Annotated in this window: 17 protein-coding genes; 13 read left to right on the top strand and 4 right to left on the bottom strand. The window is 70.5% G+C overall.

The genetic code is table 11. The features are described 5' to 3' along the window. Positions 1-113: 113 nt before the first annotated feature. Genes ABCQ75_RS00050 through sdhC form a run of 4 tightly spaced genes read right to left on the bottom strand, consistent with a single transcriptional unit; the run spans position 114 to position 3,582 of the window. A complete protein-coding gene (locus tag ABCQ75_RS00050) occupies positions 114-893 on the bottom strand; it encodes a succinate dehydrogenase iron-sulfur subunit (RefSeq protein WP_345882339.1) in 780 nt (259 codons plus the stop codon). Next, positions 893-2,692, bottom strand: a complete 1,800-nt coding sequence (gene sdhA, locus ABCQ75_RS00055) for a succinate dehydrogenase flavoprotein subunit (protein ID WP_345882340.1) — start codon at positions 2,690-2,692, stop codon at positions 893-895. Before sdhA ends, ABCQ75_RS00050 begins: the two co-directional genes overlap by 1 nt. Before the next feature lie 25 nt (positions 2,693-2,717). Beyond that, positions 2,718-3,200 carry a succinate dehydrogenase hydrophobic membrane anchor subunit gene (locus tag ABCQ75_RS00060; RefSeq protein ID WP_345882341.1) on the bottom strand — a complete coding sequence of 161 codons (483 nt, stop codon included), beginning with the start codon at positions 3,198-3,200 and terminating at the stop codon, positions 2,718-2,720. A gap of 1 nt (position 3,201) precedes the next feature. Then, entirely contained in the window at positions 3,202-3,582 is a 381-nt protein-coding gene (gene sdhC / locus ABCQ75_RS00065; protein ID WP_345882342.1) for a succinate dehydrogenase, cytochrome b556 subunit, read from the bottom strand. Between the two features lie 270 nt (positions 3,583-3,852). Between sdhC and ABCQ75_RS00070 the strand changes: the two genes are divergently transcribed. The 13 genes from ABCQ75_RS00070 to eno all read left to right on the top strand — a co-directional run bounded on the left by ABCQ75_RS00070 (position 3,853) and on the right by eno (position 18,829). Beyond that, the gene (locus tag ABCQ75_RS00070) at positions 3,853-5,010 is read left to right on the top strand and encodes a mannose-1-phosphate guanylyltransferase (RefSeq protein WP_427916006.1); all 1,158 of its coding nucleotides are present in this window, start codon (positions 3,853-3,855) and stop codon (positions 5,008-5,010) included. A gap of 65 nt (positions 5,011-5,075) precedes the next feature. After that, positions 5,076-6,278 (top strand): amidohydrolase, encoded by a 1,203-nt coding sequence (locus tag ABCQ75_RS00075; RefSeq protein WP_345882343.1) that lies wholly within the window; start codon positions 5,076-5,078, stop codon positions 6,276-6,278. Positions 6,279-6,466: 188 nt separating this feature from the next. Further along, positions 6,467-7,570 carry a BMP family lipoprotein gene (locus tag ABCQ75_RS00080; protein ID WP_345882344.1) on the top strand — a complete coding sequence of 368 codons (1,104 nt, stop codon included), beginning with the start codon at positions 6,467-6,469 and terminating at the stop codon, positions 7,568-7,570. Positions 7,571-7,719: 149 nt separating this feature from the next. Further along, positions 7,720-9,297, top strand: a complete 1,578-nt coding sequence (locus ABCQ75_RS00085; protein WP_345882345.1) for an ABC transporter ATP-binding protein — start codon at positions 7,720-7,722, stop codon at positions 9,295-9,297. Next, a complete protein-coding gene (locus tag ABCQ75_RS00090) occupies positions 9,294-10,595 on the top strand; it encodes an ABC transporter permease (protein ID WP_427916007.1) in 1,302 nt (433 codons plus the stop codon). The genes ABCQ75_RS00085 and ABCQ75_RS00090 overlap by 4 nt, the downstream gene beginning before the upstream one ends. Then, positions 10,592-11,878 carry an ABC transporter permease gene (locus ABCQ75_RS00095; RefSeq protein WP_345882346.1) on the top strand — a complete coding sequence of 429 codons (1,287 nt, stop codon included), beginning with the start codon at positions 10,592-10,594 and terminating at the stop codon, positions 11,876-11,878. The genes ABCQ75_RS00090 and ABCQ75_RS00095 overlap by 4 nt, the downstream gene beginning before the upstream one ends. A 70-nt stretch (positions 11,879-11,948) precedes the next feature. Then, positions 11,949-12,377 carry a cytidine deaminase gene (locus ABCQ75_RS00100; protein ID WP_345882347.1) on the top strand — a complete coding sequence of 143 codons (429 nt, stop codon included), beginning with the start codon at positions 11,949-11,951 and terminating at the stop codon, positions 12,375-12,377. Further along, positions 12,374-13,720, top strand: a complete 1,347-nt coding sequence (locus ABCQ75_RS00105) for a thymidine phosphorylase (RefSeq protein WP_427916008.1) — start codon at positions 12,374-12,376, stop codon at positions 13,718-13,720. The genes ABCQ75_RS00100 and ABCQ75_RS00105 overlap by 4 nt, the downstream gene beginning before the upstream one ends. 105 nt (positions 13,721-13,825) lie before the next feature. Continuing rightward, positions 13,826-14,488 (top strand): DedA family protein, encoded by a 663-nt coding sequence (locus ABCQ75_RS00110; protein ID WP_345882904.1) that lies wholly within the window; start codon positions 13,826-13,828, stop codon positions 14,486-14,488. A 65-nt stretch (positions 14,489-14,553) separates the two neighbouring features. After that, positions 14,554-15,321 carry a DedA family protein gene (locus tag ABCQ75_RS00115; RefSeq protein WP_427916009.1) on the top strand — a complete coding sequence of 256 codons (768 nt, stop codon included), beginning with the start codon at positions 14,554-14,556 and terminating at the stop codon, positions 15,319-15,321. 53 nt (positions 15,322-15,374) lie between these two features. Continuing rightward, complete coding sequence (locus ABCQ75_RS00120; protein WP_345882348.1) at positions 15,375-16,517, top strand: adenosine deaminase; 1,143 nt, start codon at positions 15,375-15,377, stop codon at positions 16,515-16,517. Between the two features lie 47 nt (positions 16,518-16,564). Continuing rightward, positions 16,565-17,341: a MazG nucleotide pyrophosphohydrolase domain-containing protein gene (locus ABCQ75_RS00125; RefSeq protein WP_345882349.1), complete on the top strand. Its 777-nt coding sequence runs from the start codon at positions 16,565-16,567 to the stop codon at positions 17,339-17,341. 207 nt (positions 17,342-17,548) lie between these two features. Further along, positions 17,549-18,829 (top strand): phosphopyruvate hydratase, encoded by a 1,281-nt coding sequence (eno, locus tag ABCQ75_RS00130; protein ID WP_345882350.1) that lies wholly within the window; start codon positions 17,549-17,551, stop codon positions 18,827-18,829. The last annotated feature ends 159 nt before the right edge of the window (positions 18,830-18,988 follow it).

Below are 18,988 nucleotides of genomic sequence, written 5' to 3' on the forward strand. Positions count from 1 at the left end.
GGTTCCGGGGGCGCCCCCGGCCCCGGGGGGGGGGGGGGGGGGGCGGGCCCCCCCCCCCCCCCCCGCCCCCCCCCCCCGCGTCCGGTCCGCCCCCGGTGGGGGCGTCCCGGCGATCAGAACTGGCGGGCCAGAATGGCCTGCTTGACCTCGGCGATGGCCTTGGTCACCTGGATGCCGCGGGGGCACGCCTCCGAGCAGTTGAAGGTCGTGCGGCAGCGCCACACGCCCTCCTTGTCGTTGAGGATCTCGAGGCGCATGTCACCGGCGTCGTCGCGCGAGTCGAAGATGAAGCGGTGCGCGTTGACGATGGCGGCCGGGCCGAAGTACTGGCCGTCGGTCCAGAACACCGGGCACGAGGACGTGCACGCGGCGCACAGGATGCACTTGGTCGTGTCGTCGAACCGCTCGCGGTCCTCGACCGACTGGATGCGCTCCTGGGTCGGCTCGTGGCCCTTCGAGATGAGGAACGGCATGATCTCCCGGTAGGACTGGAAGAACGGCTCCATGTCCACGATGAGGTCCTTCTCGACCGGAAGGCCCTTGATGGGCTCGACCGTGATCGGCTTGGACGTGTCGAGGTCCTTGAGGAGCGTCTTGCACGCGAGGCGGTTGCGGCCGTTGATGCGCATGGCATCGGAGCCGCAGATGCCGTGGGCGCACGAGCGGCGGAACGAGACCGACCCGTCGTGCTCCCACTTGACCTTGTGCAGCGCGTCCAGGACGCGGTCGGTCCCGTACATCGTGAGCGTGAAGTCGTCCCAGCGGGCCTCCTCGGAGACCTCGGGGTCGTAGCGGCGCACGCGCAGAGTGATGTCGAAGCTCGGCACGGAGCCGCCGCTGGACCCGGCGGGGAGCTCGACCTTGGATGCGGGTTCGGCAGTAGCAGCAGACATCAGTACTTACGCTCCATCGGCTCGTAGCGGGTGAAGACGACGGGCTTGGTCTCGAGCCGGATTCCAGCCACGCCCTCAGCGGAGGACGCGGCGGTGACCGTCTCGTCCCGGTACGCCATCGAGTGCTTCATGAACTTGGCGTCGTCGCGGTCCGGGAAGTCCTCGCGGTAGTGTCCGCCGCGGGACTCCTCGCGGTGCAGGGCGCCGACCGTCATGACCTTGGCGATCTCGAGGAGGAACCCGAGCTCCACGGCCTCGAGCAGGTCGAGGTTGAAGCGCTTGCCCTTGTCGCCGACCGCGATGTTCCTGTACCGCTCCTCGAAGGAGGCGATGTCGGCCAGCACGGTCTCAAGGGACTCCTTGGTGCGGAACACCTGCATGTTCGCGTCCATGGTCTCCTGCAGGTCGCGGCGGATGTGCGCGACGCGCTCGGTGCCGTTGGAGCTGCGGAGCATGCCCAGGAGGCCCTCGGTCGCGGCCGCGGGGGCCTCGGGGAGCTCCACGTACTGGGCCGTCCTGGCGTACTCGGCGGCGTGGATGCCGGCGCGCTTGCCGAAGACGTTGATGTCCAGGAGGGAGTTCGTGCCGAGGCGGTTCGAGCCGTGCACGGACACGCAGGCCACCTCGCCGGCAGCGTAGAGGCCCGGGATCACGGTGTCGTTGTCCTGGAGGACCTCGGCCTTGATGTTGGTCGGGATGCCGCCCATCGCGTAGTGCGCGGTCGGGTACACCGGCACGGGCTCCGTGAACGGCTCCACGCCGAGGTAGGTCCGGGCGAACTCGGTGATGTCCGGGAGCTTGGCCTCGATGTGCTCGGGCTCGAGGTGCGTGAGGTCGAGGTAGACGTAGTCCTTGTTCGGGCCGGCGCCGCGGCCCTCGCGCACCTCGTTCGCCATCGCGCGTGCCACGATGTCGCGCGGCGCGAGGTCCTTGATGGTCGGTGCGTACCGCTCCATGAAGCGCTCGCCCTCGGAGTTGCGGAGGATGGCGCCCTCACCGCGTGCACCCTCGGTGAGGAGGATGCCGAGGCCGGCCAGGCCCGTCGGGTGGAACTGGAAGAACTCCATGTCCTCGAGCGGGATGCCGCGGCGGAAGGCGATGCCCATGCCGTCGCCCGTGAGGGTGTGCGCGTTCGAGGTCGTCTTGAAGACCTTGCCGGCGCCACCCGAGGCGAACACGACCGACTTGGCCTGGAAGACGTGCAGCTCGCCCGAGGCGAGGTCGTAGCTCACGACGCCGGCCACGCGCTTCTGCTTGAACGGCGTGCCGTCCTCACGGGTGGCGTCCTCCTCGACGAGCAGGAGGTCGAGCACGTAGTACTCGTTGTAGAACTCCACATTGTGCTTGACGCAGTTCTGGTAGAGCGTCTGGAGGATCATGTGCCCCGTGCGGTCCGCGGCGTAGCACGCGCGGCGCACCGGCGCCTTGCCGTGGTCACGGGTGTGGCCGCCGAAGCGGCGCTGGTCGATCCGGCCCTCGGGGGTGCGGTTGAACGGGAGGCCCATCTTCTCGAGGTCGAGGACCGCGTCAATGGCCTCCTTGGCCATCACCTCGGCAGCGTCCTGGTCGACGAGGTAGTCGCCGCCCTTGATCGTGTCGAAGGTGTGCCACTCCCAGTTGTCCTCTTCGACGTTGGCGAGTGCCGCGCACATGCCGCCCTGAGCGGCGCCCGTGTGCGAGCGGGTGGGGTACAGCTTGGTCAGCACGGCAGTGCGGGCGCGCTGGCCGGACTCGATGGCCGCGCGCATGCCGGCGCCGCCGGCGCCGACGATGACCACGTCGTATTTGTGGACCTGCATGCTTGGATGCTCTCTTTCTCGGGCCTTAGACCGCGGGGCAGTAGTCGGCGGCGTGGCGCACACCGTCGATCACGGGGCACGGGTCGAACGTGAAGATCACGAGGGTGCCGAGGATGACGATGAGGGCGCTCGCCGCGTACAGCACGACCTTGAGCCAGAACCGGGTCGCGTCCCGCTCGGCGTAGTCGTTGATGATCGTGCGGACGCCGTTGGTGCCGTGGAGCATGGCGAGCCACAGCATCGCGAGGTCCCAGAACTGCCAGAACGGATCGGCCCACTTGCCGGCCACGAAGCCGAAGTCGATCGCGTGGACACCCTCGCCCACGAGGAGGTTCACGAAGAGGTGGCCGAAGATGAGGACCACGAGGACGATGCCCGAGAGGCGCATGAAGAGCCACGCGAGCATCTCGAACTGGCCCCTCGAGCCGGTCGAGCGCCGGTACTCCGGGGCGATGCGCCCGGTGGCGGAGGTCGTGCGCGGGGCGCGGATCTGCGGTGCTGCGCTCATGTCAGTGGCCTCCCAGTGCAAGCGACAGGTGGCGGATCGCGAAGCCGGCGAAGGCCACGGCCCAGATGGCGAGCACGGCCCACAGCAGCTGGCGCTGGTACTTGGGGCCGCTCTTCCAGAAGTCGACCAGGATCACGCGGAGGCCGTTGAAGGCGTGGAAGAGGATGGCGGCGACGAGACCGGTCTCGCCCAGGGCCATGAGTGGGTTCTTGTAGGTGCCGATGACGGCGTCGTACGCCTCGGGGGACACGCGCACCAATGAGGTGTCCAGGACGTGGACCAACAAGAAGAAGAAGATGACGACTCCGGTGACCCGGTGTCCGACCCAGGACCACATGCCTTCACGGCCGCGGTACAGGGTGCCAGCTGGTTTTGTCGGCACTGAATAAACCTCCCTGCGGGCACCGGCGCCCGCATGGGGCCCATGCGGAGGGGGCAGCCGGCGCGGAGTGGTCCCATCGTGCGGCACGGCGTGCAGCAGGAGAGGGGACTCGCTCGCTTTCTAGAGCTCAAGCCTAAATCTAGGCTTCGCCCAGAGCTTACTCAATTCGGCTTCCATTGGGCGGCAGGGGGGTGGGAATTATCACATCCCGCGGCCTTGCGGTGGGGACGGGGACGTGCGCGGCCCCTGTCCTGATCTACAGTATGGGCGATGAACATGCCTTCCGACTCCACCGTGCCCGCGGCCGCGCCCAATCCCCTCGAGCGCTTCGTCGCGGTGATCCCGGCCGGCGGCGTCGGTACGCGGCTGTGGCCGCTCTCCCGCGCCGCCGCCCCGAAGTTCCTCCATGACCTGACCGGCTCGGGCAGCACGCTCATCCGGGCCACCTATGACCGTCTCAAGCCCCTCGCGCAGGGCCGGTTCCTCGTCGTCACGGGCCGCGCCCACGAGGCGGCGGTCTGCCGGCAGATCCCGGAGCTCGCCGCCGAGGACCTCGTGCTCGAGAGCGAGCCGAAGGACTCCGGCGCGGCCATCGGCCTCGCTGCGGCGATCCTCTACCGCCGTGACCCGGAGACGATCATGGGCTCGTTCGCGGCGGACCAGGTCATCAGCCCGGACTCGGTCTTCCAGGCCGCCGTGCTCGAGGCCGTGCATACCGCGGCTTCCGGCGGAGGCCGGGGCAAGATCGTCACGATCGGCATCGAGCCCACGCACCCGTCCACGGGCTTCGGCTACATCCGGGAGGGCAGCGCCCTCGAGGTCGAAGGCGCACCGAGTGCCCGCTCGGTCGCGGAGTTCGTGGAGAAGCCGAGCCTCGAGGTCGCGGAGAAGTACCTTGCCTCGGGGGAGTACCTGTGGAACGCGGGCATGTTCGTGGCGCCCGTTGCACTCATGCTCGAGCACCTCGCGGCGAACCAGCCCGAGCTCCATGCCGGGCTCATGGAGATCGCCGATGCATGGGACACGCCGGAGCGGGACGAGGTGACGGCCCGAGTGTGGCCCACGCTCCCGAAGATCGCGATCGACTACGCCGTCGCGGAGCCTGCCGCCGCCGCGGGGGACGTCGCCGTCGTGCCGGGTGCCTTCAGGTGGGACGACGTCGGCGACTTCGCCGCGATCGGCCGGCTCAACAGCGCGCGGGAGGACGAGGCCGTGACGGTCATCGGCGAGGGCGCGCGCGTCTTCGCGGACTCGGCGTCCGGCGTCGTCGTCTCCGACACCAAGCGGGTGATCGCGCTCATCGGCATCGAGGATGTCGTCATCGTGGACACTCCCGACGCACTGCTCGTCACCACCAAGGAGCACGCGCAGAAGGTCAAGGGCGCGGTGGACGCGCTCAAGGCCAGCGGCGACACGGACGTGCTCTGAGCGCTCCGTGACGGCCCGCGTCGGCGCGCCGCGGGCCGACCGGGCGGTGACGATAGAGTGAACGCGTGCGGAACTACACGACCGAAGCCGAGCCCACGCCGCTGGTGGGGCCACGCGCCGAGGCGCTCCTGAAGGACCTGATCGCTTTCCGGAGGGACATCCACGCCCACCCCGAGCTCTCCTTCCAGGAGTTCCGGACCACGGACCGGATCATCGAGCGGCTCGAGGCCGCGGGCCTCGCGCCGAAGCGGCTCGACCCGACCGGGGCCGTTGTCGACATCGGCTCCGGCCCCATCGCCACGGCGATCCGCGCAGACATCGATGCACTGCCGATCATCGAGGAGTCCGGCCTTCCCTTCTCCTCCCGCAACCACGGCGTGACCCACGCGTGCGGCCATGATGTCCACACGACCGCTGCGCTCGGCGTCGCGCTCCTGCTGGCGGAACTGGACCGGGAGCGTCCTCTTGGAGCCACCGTCCGCGTCATCTTCCAGCCCGCCGAGGAGACGATGCCCGGCGGTGCGCTCGCGTGCATCGAGCAGGGCGTGCTCGCCGGGGTGCCCCGGATCATGGCCCTGCACTGCGACCCGCGCCTCGAGGTGGGCCGGATCGGCACGCGCATCGGGTCCATCACCTCTGCATCCGACACGATCCGGATCGAGCTCACGGGCCGCGGAGGCCACACCTCGCGCCCGCACCTGACCGAGGACCTCGTCTTCGCCCTCTCCCAGATCGCGATCAACGTGCCCGCGGTCCTGTCCCGGCGCGTCGACGTGCGCAGCGGCGTCTCGATGGTGTGGGGGCAGATCTCCGCGGGGTCGGCCCCGAACGCCATCCCGGCCTCGGGCTCCATGTCCGGGACCATGCGCTGCCTCGACCGGGACGCGTGGCACAGTGCCGGCGAGCTCCTCGACGACGTGGTCCAGCAGGTCGCTGCGCCCTACGGGGTCGACGTGAGCCTCGAGCACACGCGCGGCGTCCCCCCGGTCGTGAACTCCGAGCACGAGACCGCGCTCATCGAGGCCGCGGCGCGGGCCGAGCTCGGGGAGGACGCAGTGGTGCTCACCCCGCAGTCCATGGGCGGGGAGGACTTCGCGTGGTTCCTCGCCGAGGTGCCCGGGTCCATGTTCCGGCTCGGCACCCACACCCCCGGCGGCGAGGAGTACGACCTCCACCGCGGGGACCTCGTCGTGGACGAGCGCGCGATCGGGTACGGCGTTCGGGTCTTCGCCGGCGCGGCACTCCGCAGCATCCGCGACCTCGCGTAGGGCCGGCCCCCGACGGGCAGGTGTACGCGCAGGTAACAAATCGTGAACGATTTGCTTGGGGGCGCACGTCTGTGCGGGGGTGGCGGTCCCCACGGCGGGTAGCCTGTGGGACGTACAACACGTCTGCGTCCGCATCCCGGCGCGATGCCTGCACCCGGGCACCGTGCCCCGTGCTCCTGGAGGACCCCATGACCCCGATCCGCAACCGCTCCGCCAAGGCGCCCCTCACGGGCATTGCGCTGGCCGGCGTCTCCGCCCTTGTGCTCGCCGGCTGCGGCGCGGCCCCCGAGTCCTCCGGCCCTGAGGCCAGCGCGACCGACTTCACGGGCTGCATCGTCTCCGACTCGGGCGGCTTCGACGACCAGTCCTTCAACCAGTCCTCGTACGAGGGCCTCAAGAAGGCGGAGTCGGATCTGGGCATCGAGGTCAAGCAGGCCGAGTCCAAGAGCAACAACGACTTCGCGACCAACCTCAACGGCATGGTCTCTGCAGGGTGCGACCTGACCGTCACGGTCGGGTTCCTCCTCGGCGATGCCACCAAGGCCGCCGCGGAGGCGAACCCGGACTCGCACTTCACGATCATCGACTTCGCGTACGAGAAGCCGATCGAGAACGTCAAGCCGATCGTCTACGACACGGCCCAGGCCGCCTACCTCGCGGGCTACGCGGCGGCAGCCACGAGCAAGACGGGCAAGGTCGCCACCTTCGGCGGCATGAAGATCCCCACGGTGACCATCTTCATGGACGGGTTCGCGGACGGCGTCGAGGCCTACAACAAGGCCAAGGGCAAGGATGTCAAGCTCCTGGGCTGGAACAAGAAGTCCCAGGACGGGACGTTCACCGGCGACTTCGAGAAGCAGGACAAGGGCAAGCAGTTCACCCAGAACTTCCTCGACCAGGGCGCCGACATCGTCATGCCGGTGGCCGGCCCCGTGGGCAAGGGCGCGGGCGCCGCGCTCAAGCAGGCCAAGGCCGCGGGCAAGGACGTCTCCCTCGTCTGGGTCGACTCCGACGGCTACCTCACGGCCCCGGACTACAAGGACCTCATGCTCACCTCGGTCATGAAGAAGATGGGCGAGGCCGTCGAGACTGTTGTCAAGGATGACACCGAGGGCAAGTTCAGCAACGAGCCGTACATCGGCACGCTGGAGAACGACGGCGTCGCACTCGCCCCGTTCCACGACTACGAGTCCAAGGTGAGCGAGGAGACCAAGGCCGAGCTCGAGCAGCTCAAGAAGGACATCATCGACGGCAAGATCACCGTCACGTCCCAGGCCAGCCCCAAGAAGTAGCCGACTGCGTCACGCCATGCGCCGCCAGCGCCGGGTCCCGGTGCTGGCGGCGTCTGTGTGCCGTCACTAGGCTGATGCTGCCGGCCGGCGCCGGAGCTCACCGAAGTGCGCATGCCCAGGACGTGGCCCACAACCAGAACGGTGGTGTCGTGAAGCTCGAACTGCAGGGGATCTCGAAGGCCTTCGGATCCTTCTATGCCAACCAGGACATCGATCTGACCGTCGAGGACGGGCAGATCCACTGCCTCCTCGGTGAGAACGGTGCAGGCAAGTCCACTCTCATGAACGTCCTGTACGGGCTCTACGAGCCCACGGCCGGGCACATCCTCGTGGACGGGAAGCCCGTGGTGTTCCGAGGCCCTGGTGACGCTATGGCGGCCGGGGTCGGCATGGTGCACCAGCACTTCATGCTCGTCCCCGTCTTCACGGTCGCCGAGAACGTTGCCCTGGGCGCCGAGGCGACCAGGGGAGCCGGCCTCCTCGACCTCGAGGTCACGCGGCAGCGCATCCGCGAGATCTCCGCGAAGTACGGGTTCCACGTCGACCCCGACGCCCTCGTCGAGGACCTCCCCGTGGGCGTCCAGCAGCGAGTGGAGATCATCAAGGCCCTCGTGCGCGATGCGAAGGTGCTCATCCTCGACGAGCCGACCGCCGTGCTCACCCCGCAGGAGACGGACGAGCTGCTGGACATCATGCGCCAGCTCAAGGCGGCCGGAACCTCGATCGTCTTCATCTCCCACAAGCTGCGCGAGGTCAAGGCCGTCTCGGACGTCATCACGGTGATCCGCCGTGGGCGGGTCGTGGGCGAGGCCCCGCCCAGCGCGCCCCCGGCCGACCTCGCGGCAATGATGGTGGGCCGCCCGGTGAGCCTCACGATGGACAAGGCTGCTGCGCAGCCCGGAGAAAGCACGTTCGAGGTCGAGGACCTGACCGTGACAGCGCCGAACGGGACGAAGGCCGTGGATGGGCTCTCCTTCCGGATCGCGCGCGGCGAGATCCTTGCCGTCGCAGGCGTCCAGGGCAACGGCCAGACCGAGCTCACGGAGGCGATCCTCGGGCTGCAGCCCCACGTGAGCGGCTCGGTCCGGCTCGAGGGCCGCGAACTGCTCGGCCGCAGCGTCAAGGAGATCCTCCGCTCCGGCGTCGGATTCGTCCCCGAGGACCGGACTGTGGACGGTCTCGTCGGCTCGCTGTCCGTGGCGGAGAACCTCGTCCTCGACCTCTACGACCGCGAACCGTATGCCCGCGGGCTCGCCATGCGCCCTGCGGAGGTCCGCGCGAACGCGGCGCGGAGGGTCGAGGAGTTCGACATCCGCACTCCGTCCCCGGAGGCCGCGGCAGGAACGCTCTCGGGCGGGAACCAGCAGAAGGTCGTCATGGCGCGGGAGCTCTCGCGCCCGCTCAAGCTGTTCATCGCCTCGCAGCCCACACGGGGAGTGGACGTCGGCTCGATCGAGTTCCTCCACCGGCGCATCGTGGCGGAGCGGGACGGCGGCACGCCGGTCCTCATCGTCTCCACCGAGCTGGACGAGGTGCACGCGCTCGCCGACCGCATCGCGGTCCTCTACAAGGGGCGGCTCGTCGGCATCGTCCCCGCCGGGACGCCGCGCGAGGTCCTGGGCCTCATGATGGCGGGGGTGACCCCGGATCGGGCCGAGGCGGCCGCGACGGCCCGCGAGGACGCCTTGGAGGACAACGGAAGCGACTACGACGGAGGCGCCCTGTGAGCCAGCACGACCCGGCGGGCAGCGCCCCGTCCGAGGACACCACCGAGGCAGTCCAGGCGCCCACTGCGGCGCCGGCCGCCTCGACGACCGCGGCAAGGGCGCACGGGGTGAGCGTCCTGCGCGAGATCGTCATGGGCAGCGGCCTCGTCTCGGTGCTCGCCGTCGTCGCAGCGCTCGTCCTCGGCGGCCTGCTCATCGCGAGCACCGACGAGCGCGTGGGGCGCACCGTCGGCTACCTCTTCGCCCGCCCGACCGACTTCCTCTCGGCCTTCTGGAAGGCTGCGACCGGCTCCTACGCGGCGCTCTTCCAAGGTGCCGTGTTCAACCCGCGGGAGGGCTTCGCGCCGCTGCTCGAGACGCTCACGGTGTCCACGCCGCTCATCTGCGCGGGCCTCGGAGTCGCGCTCGCCTTCCGGGCGGGCCTGTTCAACATCGGCGCCCAGGGCCAGATCATCATCGGCGGCACGCTCGCCGCCTATGCCGGATTCGCGTGGCACCTGCCTGCAGGCCTCCACCTCCTCCTCGTGATCGTGCTCGGCGTGGCCGGCGGCGCCGTCTGGGGCGGACTGGTCGGCTACCTCAAGGCCCGCACCGGTGCCCACGAGGTGATCCTCACGATCATGTTCAACTACGTGGCGCTCTACCTCCTGGACTTCCTGCTCAACACGAGCGCCTTCCAGAGGCCGGGGGAGACGAATCCCATCTCCCCGCGCCTGGACGAGACGGCCGTGTACCCGGCGCTGTCCGGCTCGCGTCTGCACCTCGGGTTCCTCGCGGCCATCCTCCTCACGGTCGCCGTGTGGTGGATCCTCAACCGCTCGACGGTCGGCTTCGAGTTCCGCGCCGTCGGCGCGAACCCGGACGCCGCCCGTACCGCGGGAGTCGACGTCGGGCGCGCAACCGTGCTCGTCATGGCCCTCGCCGGTGCGCTCGCAGGCGCCGCGGGCGTCGCGCAGGTGGCGGGCACCGAGAAGGTTCTCACCACCGGCGTCGCCGCGAGCTACGGCTTCGACGCCATCACGGTGGCCCTCCTGGGACGGTCCACGCCGTGGGGCACGTTCGCGGCAGGCCTCCTCTTCGGCGCCTTCCGCGCCGGGGCGGTGCAGATGCAGATCCAGACGGGCACCCCCATCGACATCGTCCTCGTGGTCCAGTCCCTCATCGTCCTGTTCATCGCGGCGCCGCCGCTCGTCCGCTCCCTGTTCGGCCTCGGCCGGGGCGCCAGGAAGCGCGCGGCACAGGCCCGTGAGGGTGCTGACCAGCCCGCCACTGCCACGACCACCGGAGGTAACGCATGAGCGCCGCAGCCCCCGCCGCGACCGCCCCCGCCACGGCGTCCGCCGCCCCCGTCAGCTGGAAGGTGCCGGCCACGCTCTCGGTGCTCGCCGCCGTCGCCCTCGTGGTCTTCGGCCTCTTCGGCTCGGCGCAGACCGCCGAGTTCGGCATCAGCGTGAGCGGCGACGCATTCGCCCTCCCGCCCGTGCGCGTGCCCGGCATGGCGACCTCGCTCGTGCTGGGCGTCGTCATGGCCGCGCTCGCGGCGTACTCGGTGCGGCTCAAGCTCGCAGGGCGTCCGACGCCGGGCTGGGCCGGGCCGGTGTTCGCCGTCCTGTTCGTGTTCTCCTTCCTCGTGTGGGTCGTGGCGAGCGCCCGAACGCCGTCCATCTCCCTGGCCGGACTCATCGCCGGCGCCGTCACGCTGGCCGTGCCCCTCGTCTTCGGGTCGCTCTCGGGCGTCCTGTGCGAGCGGTCCGGCGTCGTGAACATCGCCATCGAAGGCCAGCTCCTCGGCGGGGCGTTCAGCGCCGCCATCATCGCGAGCGTCACCGACAGCCCCGCACTCGGTCTCGTGGCGGCCGCGCTGGCCGGCGCCCTGGTCTCGATGGTCCTCGCCGCCTTCTCGATCCGGTACCTCGTGAACCAGATCATCGTCGGCGTGGTGCTCAACGTGCTCGTCTCGGGCCTCACGGGGTTCCTCTTCACCACGGTCATGCAGGAGGACCCCGAGCTGTTCAACAGCCCCGGGCGCCTCCCGATCATCGAGGTGCCCGTCCTCAGCGCCATCCCGATCCTCGGCCCCATCCTCTTCAAGCAGTCGGTGGTCGGCTATCTCATGTACGCCGCCGTCATCCTCGTCTGGGTCGGACTGTTCAAGACGCGCTGGGGTCTGCGGCTCCGCGCGGTCGGCGAGCACCCCAAGGCGGCGGACACACTGGGGATCAAGGTCAACGCCACGCGGTTCTGGAACGTCACCCTCGGCGGGGCCATCGCGGGAATCGGCGGCTCCTTCTTCACGCTCGTGGCCATCGACTCCTTCACCAAGGAGATCTCCGGCGGCCGGGGGTTCATCGCCCTCGCTGCCCTCATCTTCGGACGGTGGAATCCAATCGGCGCGTTCTTCGCCGCGCTGCTGTTCGGATTCGCCGACAACCTCCAGGCCATCCTGACCATCATCGGCACCCCCGTGCCGAGCCAGTTCATGGCGATGATGCCCTACCTGGTCACGGTCTTCGCCGTGGCGGGGCTCGTGGGCCGGTCGCGGCCCCCGGCGGCGGAAGGCATACCTTATGTCAAGGGCTGACGCCGCTGCCGCGGCCGGGGGGTCGCCCGTGTCAAGGGCTGACGCCGCTGCCGCGGCCGGGGGGTCGCCCGTGTCAAGGGCTGACGCCGCTGCCGCCGTCGACTGGGACGTGCTCACCGCGGCGGCCACGGACGCGATGCGCCGGGCGTACGCCCCCTACTCGCGCTTCCCCGTCGGCGCGGCTGCACTGGTCGACGACGGCCGGGTCATCTCCGGCTGCAACGTCGAGAACGCCTCCTACGGGCTCACGCTCTGCGCGGAGTGCTCCCTCGTGAGTGCACTCGCGATGGGCGGCGGGGGCCGGATCGTGGCCTTCGCGTGCGTCGACTCCGAGGGGAAGGCCCTCATGCCGTGCGGCCGCTGCCGGCAGCTCCTCTACGAATTCCGGGCACCGGGAATGCAGCTCATGACCGTCTCGGGCGTGCGCACCATGGACGAGGTGCTCCCCGACGCGTTCGGCCCCGAGAACCTGGACACCGACAGGAAGGACCCCCAGTGACCGCGAACAGCCCCGCGATCGCGGGCAGCCCCGGGACGTCCGCGGAGCGCTACGACGCCGTCGACGTCATCCGCACCAAGCGCGACCGGCGCGAGCTCTCCGACGGCCAGATCGACTGGGTCATCGACGCCTACACCCGCGGCGCCGTGGCGGACGAGCAGATGTCCGCGCTCGCCATGGCCGTCCTCCTCAACGGCATGACGCACCGCGAGACCGCGCGGTGGACGAGCGCGATGATCGCCTCGGGGGAGCGCATGGACTTCTCGTCCCTGCGCAGCCGCGCCGGCCGCACGCTCCCGACGGCGGACAAGCACTCGACCGGGGGAGTGGGGGACAAGATCACCCTCCCGCTCGCCCCGCTCGTAGCGGTCTTCGGCGTCGCCGTCCCGCAGCTCTCCGGCCGGGGACTCGGCCACACGGGTGGGACGCTCGACAAGCTCGAGGCGATCCCCGGGTGGCGCGCATCCCTCACGAACGACGAGATGATGTCCCAGCTCGGCGATGTCGGCGCGGTCATCTGCGCCGCCGGGGCGGGCCTCGCCCCAGCGGACAGGAAGCTCTACGCACTGCGCGACGTCACCGGGACGGTCGAGGCCATCCCGCTCATCGCCTCGTCCATCATGAGCAAGAAGATCGCCGAGGGCACCGGCGCGCTCGTCCTGGACGTGAAGGTCGGCTCGGGCGCGTTCATGAAGGACGAGGCATCCGCACGCGAGCTGGCCCAGACCATGGTGGCGCTCGGGCAGGACGCCGGGGTGAACACCGTGGCCCTCCTGACGGACATGGACACGCCGCTCGGGCTCACGGCCGGCAACGCCATCGAGGTCGAGGAATCGCTCGAGGTGCTCGCCGGCGGCGGTCCCGAGGACGTCGTCGAGCTCACGGTCCGCCTCGCCGAGGAGATGCTCGCCGCGGCGGGCGTGCACGACGCCGACCCCGCCCGCGCGCTCAGCGACGGCCGCGCGATGGACGTGTGGCGGAGGATGATCGCGGCCCAGGGCGGCGACCCCGACGCCCCCCTGCCTGCCGCACGGGAGTCCGAGACCGTCTATGCCCCCGCGGACGGGGTCCTGGTGGGCCTCGACGCGCTCGCCGTCGGCGTCGCGGCCTGGCGCCTCGGCGCGGGACGGGCCCGCAAGGAGGACGCGGTCCAAGCGGGAGCGGGCGTGCGCCTGCACGCCAAGCCCGGCGCATTCGTGCGGGCCGGCGAGCCGCTCATGACCCTCCTGACGGACACCCCCGAGCGGTTCGCGCGGGCCAAGGAGGCGCTCGAGGGGGCGGTCACGATCGCCCCGGAGGGCGCGCGGCCGGCCCGCCGGCTCATCATCGACCGGATCGCCTGAGCCCCCAGGGGGCGAATGGGGCACCCGGGCCCGCCCCTGGACCCGGCCCGGAATCCGTACTGAGGGGACCGCACGACCGGCGGCGCGTGGGACACTGCTGGGATGATGGAGCAGATCAACGAGGTGATCCTCGCTGCCGCGTCCCAGCCGTGGGTCCCGCCCGCCGTCCTGGCGTTCTGCACCATCGACGGCTTCTTCCCGCCGGTGCCGAGCGAATCGCTCGTGGTGGGGCTCGCCTCGGTCTCCGCCTCGGCCGGGGCGCCCTCGGTCTGGGCGCTGTTCGCGGCCGCCGCGGCGGGGGCGTTCGCGGGGGACAACATCGCGTATGCGATCGGGCGGGCCGTGGGCGTGCACCGCTGGCGCTGGATGCGCTCGATGCGCATGCAGGCAGCGTTCCACTGGGCGCGCCGCGAACTGGACAAGCGCGCTGCCTCGCTCATCATGGTGGCCCGCTTCATCCCCGGCGGCCGGGTCGCCGTCAACTTCACGGCCGGCGCAACCCGGTTCGCCCGCCCGCGATTCGTGGCGCTCACGGCGCTCTCGGCGGTCCTGTGGGGCGCCTACTCGGTCTTCATCGGCCTCTTCTTCGGGCAGTGGTTCGAGGACAACCATCTCCTCGGGGCGGTCATCGCGATCGTCGTCGCGGTGGCTCTGGGGATCGCCATCGACCTCGTGGTCGCGAGGGTCCGGGGGAGCCTGCCCGTGGCCGTCGACCCCGAGCCCGAGGCCCGGGCGGACGGGCGCCACGCTGATCCGCCGCGCGGATGATGCCCGTGTGAAACACGTCATGCGACACTTGGTGAGATCAAGTTCGTCATAGGAGCACCCCGGGCATGCTGGACAGCATCAACGACGTCATCCTCCATGCCGCGGGGCAGTGGTGGATCTACCCCATCCTGCTGGTGTTCTTCTTCGTGGACGGGTTCGCCATGGTGGCGCCCAGCGAGACGCTCATCGTCGCGCTCGCAGCCTACTGGCGCCACAGCGGCGAGCCCAACCTCTGGGTCCTGGGGACCACCGCCCTCGTCGGCGCCATCGCCGGGGACAACATGGCGTACCTGCTGGGCCGCAGGATCGGCACCAACCGCTGGAAATGGATGCGGCGCCCCAGAGTGCAGAAGGTGTTCGCGTGGGCCCGGCACGAGCTCGACAAGCGCGGTGCCGTGCTGATCTTCACGGCCCGCTACGTCCCATGGGGGCGGGTCGCCGTGAACTACGTGGCGGGCACCACCCGGTTCCGCCACCGCACCTTCTTCTGGCTCGATGCGTTCGCCTGCCTGACCTGGGTGGGGTACTCGCTCGCCGTGGGCCTGCTCGCGAGCTCGTTCCCGTGGCTCCACGACAACCCCCTGCTCGGCGTCCTCGTCGCGGTGGTCTTCGCGGTGGTCCTCGGCGTGATCCTCGACCACGCGATCACGCTCTTCCACCGGTGGCGTGACACGGTGGACGCCCGGAACGCCGCCGTCACCGCGGTGGCGGAGCACGCACACGAGCACGAGCACGAGCGCGCGGCCCGCCCCGAGGCTGCCGACGACTACTCACCGCGGCGGCCCGTGGCCCCCGAGCCGGCGGATGCCCCGGACCGCACGCCCGGCGACTGACCCCGTGGCGCGCCTGTCTGGCACGGCCCCCGCGGCTTCTCTACAGTGGGACCGTGACTGAGCCGAATATCGACACCGCCCCGGATCTGACCTTCGATCTGCGGAGCCTGCCCAAGGTCTCCCTCCACGACCACCTGGACGGCGGGCTGCGGCCTGCCACGATCATCGAGCTCGCCGCGGAGGTGGGCCACGAGCTGCCCTCCACTGACCCGGTCGCCCTCGGCGCATGGTTCCGCGAGTCCGCGGACTCCGGCTCTCTGCCCCGCTACCTCGAGACGTTCGACCACACGATCGCGGTCATGCAGACCGAGGCGGGCCTCCGCCGGGTCGCGCGCGAGTTCGTCGAGGACCTCGCGGACGACGGCGTCGTGTACGGGGAGGTGCGCTGGGCACCCGAGCAGCACCTCACCCGCGGGCTGAGCCTCGACGAGGCAGTCGAGGCGGTGCAGGCGGGCCTCGAGGAGGGCATGGCCGCGGTCGAGGAGTCCGGCCGCGTCATCGCCGTGGGCCAGCTCATCACCGCGATGCGCCACGCCGACCGCGGCCAGGAGATCGCCGAGCTCGCCGTCCGCCACCGGGACCGTGGGGCGGTCGGCTTCGACATCGCCGGCGCCGAGGACGGCTTCCCGCCGTCGCGCTTCGCCGAGGCGTTCACCTATCTGGCCCAGAACAGCTTCCCCGCTACGGTCCACGCCGGCGAGGCTGCCGGCCTCGCGAGCATCCAGTCGGCGCTCGTGGACGGCCGCGCCCTCCGCCTCGGCCACGGCGTCAGGATCGCCGAGGACATCGCGGTGGAGTCCACGGACGAGGTCGACGAGGACGGCGTGCCGATCCTCGACGTCACGCTCGGCCCACTCGCCGCCTGGGTGCGCGACCGCGGGATCCCGCTCGAGGTGTGCCCGTCGTCGAACCTCCAGACCGGCGCGATCTCCCAGTGGGGCGAGGACATCCTCGACCACCCCGTGGACATGCTGTTCGAGCTCGGCTTCAACGTGACGATCAGCCCGGACAACCGCCTCATGAGCGGGGTGACCCTCACGGACGAGTACGAGCTGCTGGTCGAGGCGTTCGACTACGACCTCGACGACCTGCTCGAGCTCACGCTCAACGCGGCAGAGGCTGCGTTCCTGCCGCTCGAGGACCGCGAGGACCTGGTCGAGTACATCAACCAGGCCTACGCGAACCTGGCCGAATAGGCAGAGCGCAGATAGGCAGGGCACAGGCAGGCAGGGACACCGAGGACGTGAGCACCGCCGTCGACCGTCTCGTGGAGGTCATCCGACTCCTCCGCGAGCACTGCCTGTGGACGGCGGCGCTCACGCACGCCTCGCTCGTCACGTACCTCATCGAGGAGTCCTACGAGCTCGTCGAGGCGATCGAGGACGGGCATCCTGAGGAGGAGCTGCGCGGAGAGCTCGCGGACCTGCTCCTGCAGATCGTGCTGCACGCCGAGATTGCGCGGGAGCGCGGCGCGTTCGACCTGGACGGCATCGCCGAGGCGCTCACCGCGAAGATGGTGCGGCGCAACCGGCACGTCTTCACGTCCGACGGCGGGCTGCAGCCGAGCTTCCCCTCGTCGGTCGAGGAGATCATCGCCTCGTGGGACGAGGCGAAGCGCGCCGAGAAGGAGCTCAAGACGGGCGCGGACGACGGCGGGTCGCCTCGGCTCGTCGGGCCCGGTGCGCTCGAGGGGCTCCCGCGGCACCTGCCCGCGCTCTCGCTCGCGCAGAAGGCGCTCGGCCGGGCGGAGCGGCGCCGGGCGCTCGACGGCGTCGACCGCCCGGACGGTGCCGGCGGCGCGGGTGCCCCCATTTCGGCGGACGAGGCCCCCATTTCGGCGGACGAGGCCCCCATTTCGGCGGACGAGACCCCCATCTCGGCGGACGAGGCCCCCATTTCGGCGCTGGCCGACGAGGCTGCGCTGGGGGACTTCCTCCTCGGGGTCGTGCAGGCGGCCCGCGCGCGGGGGCTGGACGCCGAGCGCGCCCTGCGCGCCGCTGTCGGGCGCCTGGGGACCTGACCGTTCCGGAGCATGACGGCCGAGCCCGCCCAGCCAGCCCGCCCAGCCAGCCCGGGCCTGCCAGGGTCGCCGCACGCGGGGGCCGTGCGTCACATGGTCGCGGCCCACCGAGGGTGCGACTAGGCTTGGGGCGACACCGCCGTCACCTCCGGTACCACCACCGAAGTCAGCACGCTAGTCAGCACGTTTCCACCAAGGAGCACATCCATGGCGCTTATCGATGCCATCCACGCCCGCGAGATCCTGGACTCCCGCGGCAACCCGACGGTTGAGGTCGAGGTCCTTCTCAGCGACGGCTCCCTGGGCCGCGCTGCAGTCCCCTCGGGCGCCTCGACGGGCGAGTTCGAGGCCGTGGAGCGCCGTGACGGCGACAAGGGCCGCTACCTCGGCAAGGGCGTCCAGCAGGCGGTCGAGGCGGTCCTCGACCAGATCGCCCCGGCACTGACCGGCTTCGACGCGACGGACCAGCGCGCGATCGACCAGGCGATGATCGACCTGGACGGCACCGCCAACAAGGCGAACCTGGGCGCCAACGCGATCCTCGGTGTGTCCCTCGCCGTCGCGAACGCTGCCGCCGACTCGGCGAACCTGCCGCTCTACAAGTACCTCGGCGGCCCGAACGCGCACGTCCTGCCGGTGCCGCTCATGAACATCCTCAACGGCGGCTCGCACGCCGACTCCGACGTGGACATCCAGGAGTTCATGATTGCGCCGATCGGCGCGGAGACGTTCTCCGAGGGCCTCCGCTGGGGCGTCGAGGTCTACCACAGCCTCAAGGGCGTCCTGAAGGAGAAGGGCCTCTCCACGGGCCTCGGCGACGAGGGCGGCTTCGCCCCGAACCTGCCGAGCAACCGTGCCGCGCTCGAGCTCATCACCGAGGCCATCGAGAAGGCCGGCTACACCCCCGGCAAGGACATCGCGCTCGCCCTGGACGTGGCCTCGAGCGAGTTCTTCCAGGACGGTGCCTACCAGTTCGAGGGCAAGTCCCTCTCCGCCTCCGAGATGAGCGCGTACTACGCGGGCCTCGTGGCCGACTTCCCGCTCGTCTCGATCGAGGACCCGCTCGACGAGAACGACTGGGAGGGCTGGAAGATCCTCACCGACACGATCGGGGACAAGGTCCAGCTCGTGGGCGACGACCTCTTCGTGACCAACCCGGAGCGCCTCCAGCAGGGCATCGACGCCAAGACGGCCAACTCGCTGCTCGTGAAGGTCAACCAGATCGGCTCGCTCACCGAGACGCTCGACGCCGTGTCGCTCGCCCAGCGCTCCGGCTACACGACCATCACCTCCCACCGCTCCGGCGAGACCGAGGACACGACCATCGCGGACATCTGCGTGGCCACGAACGCCGGCCAGATCAAGACGGGCGCGCCCGCCCGCTCGGAGCGCGTGGCCAAGTACAACCAGCTCCTGCGCATCGAGGAGGAGCTCGACGACGCCGCGCGCTACGCCGGCCGGAGCGCCTTCCCGCGCTTCAAGGGCTGACCACTGGCCCGACTGCCGGCGGGTCCGCTGCGCTGACAGCTGACGCTGATCGGCGCCGGCGGACTGTTCCCCGGGTTCCTGCGCCGCGGCGGCTATGGTGGAAAGACACCGGCCGCCGCGGCGCATCCGTGTCCGCAAGGATGCTTCCGCATTGTCACG

The sequence above is a fragment of the Sinomonas halotolerans genome (genome assembly GCF_039615075.1).
GTDB lineage: Bacteria > Actinomycetota > Actinomycetes > Actinomycetales > Micrococcaceae > Sinomonas > Sinomonas halotolerans.

Excerpts from the sequence above, each read along its gene's own strand:
- ABCQ75_RS00050 (WP_345882339.1), bottom strand. The coding sequence starts at position 893 with ATGTCTGCTGCTACTGCCGAACCCGCATCCAAGGTCGAGCTCCCCGCC.
- sdhA (WP_345882340.1), bottom strand. The coding sequence starts at position 2,692 with ATGCAGGTCCACAAATACGACGTGGTCATCGTCGGCGCCGGCGGCGCC.
- ABCQ75_RS00060 (WP_345882341.1), bottom strand. The coding sequence starts at position 3,200 with ATGAGCGCAGCACCGCAGATCCGCGCCCCGCGCACGACCTCCGCCACC.
- ABCQ75_RS00070 (WP_427916006.1), top strand. The coding sequence starts at position 3,853 with ATGAACATGCCTTCCGACTCCACCGTGCCCGCGGCCGCGCCCAATCCC.
- ABCQ75_RS00080 (WP_345882344.1), top strand. The coding sequence starts at position 6,467 with ATGACCCCGATCCGCAACCGCTCCGCCAAGGCGCCCCTCACGGGCATT.
- ABCQ75_RS00095 (WP_345882346.1), top strand. The coding sequence starts at position 10,592 with ATGAGCGCCGCAGCCCCCGCCGCGACCGCCCCCGCCACGGCGTCCGCC.
- ABCQ75_RS00110 (WP_345882904.1), top strand. The coding sequence starts at position 13,826 with ATGGAGCAGATCAACGAGGTGATCCTCGCTGCCGCGTCCCAGCCGTGG.
- ABCQ75_RS00115 (WP_427916009.1), top strand. The coding sequence starts at position 14,554 with ATGCTGGACAGCATCAACGACGTCATCCTCCATGCCGCGGGGCAGTGG.
- eno (WP_345882350.1), top strand. The coding sequence starts at position 17,549 with ATGGCGCTTATCGATGCCATCCACGCCCGCGAGATCCTGGACTCCCGC.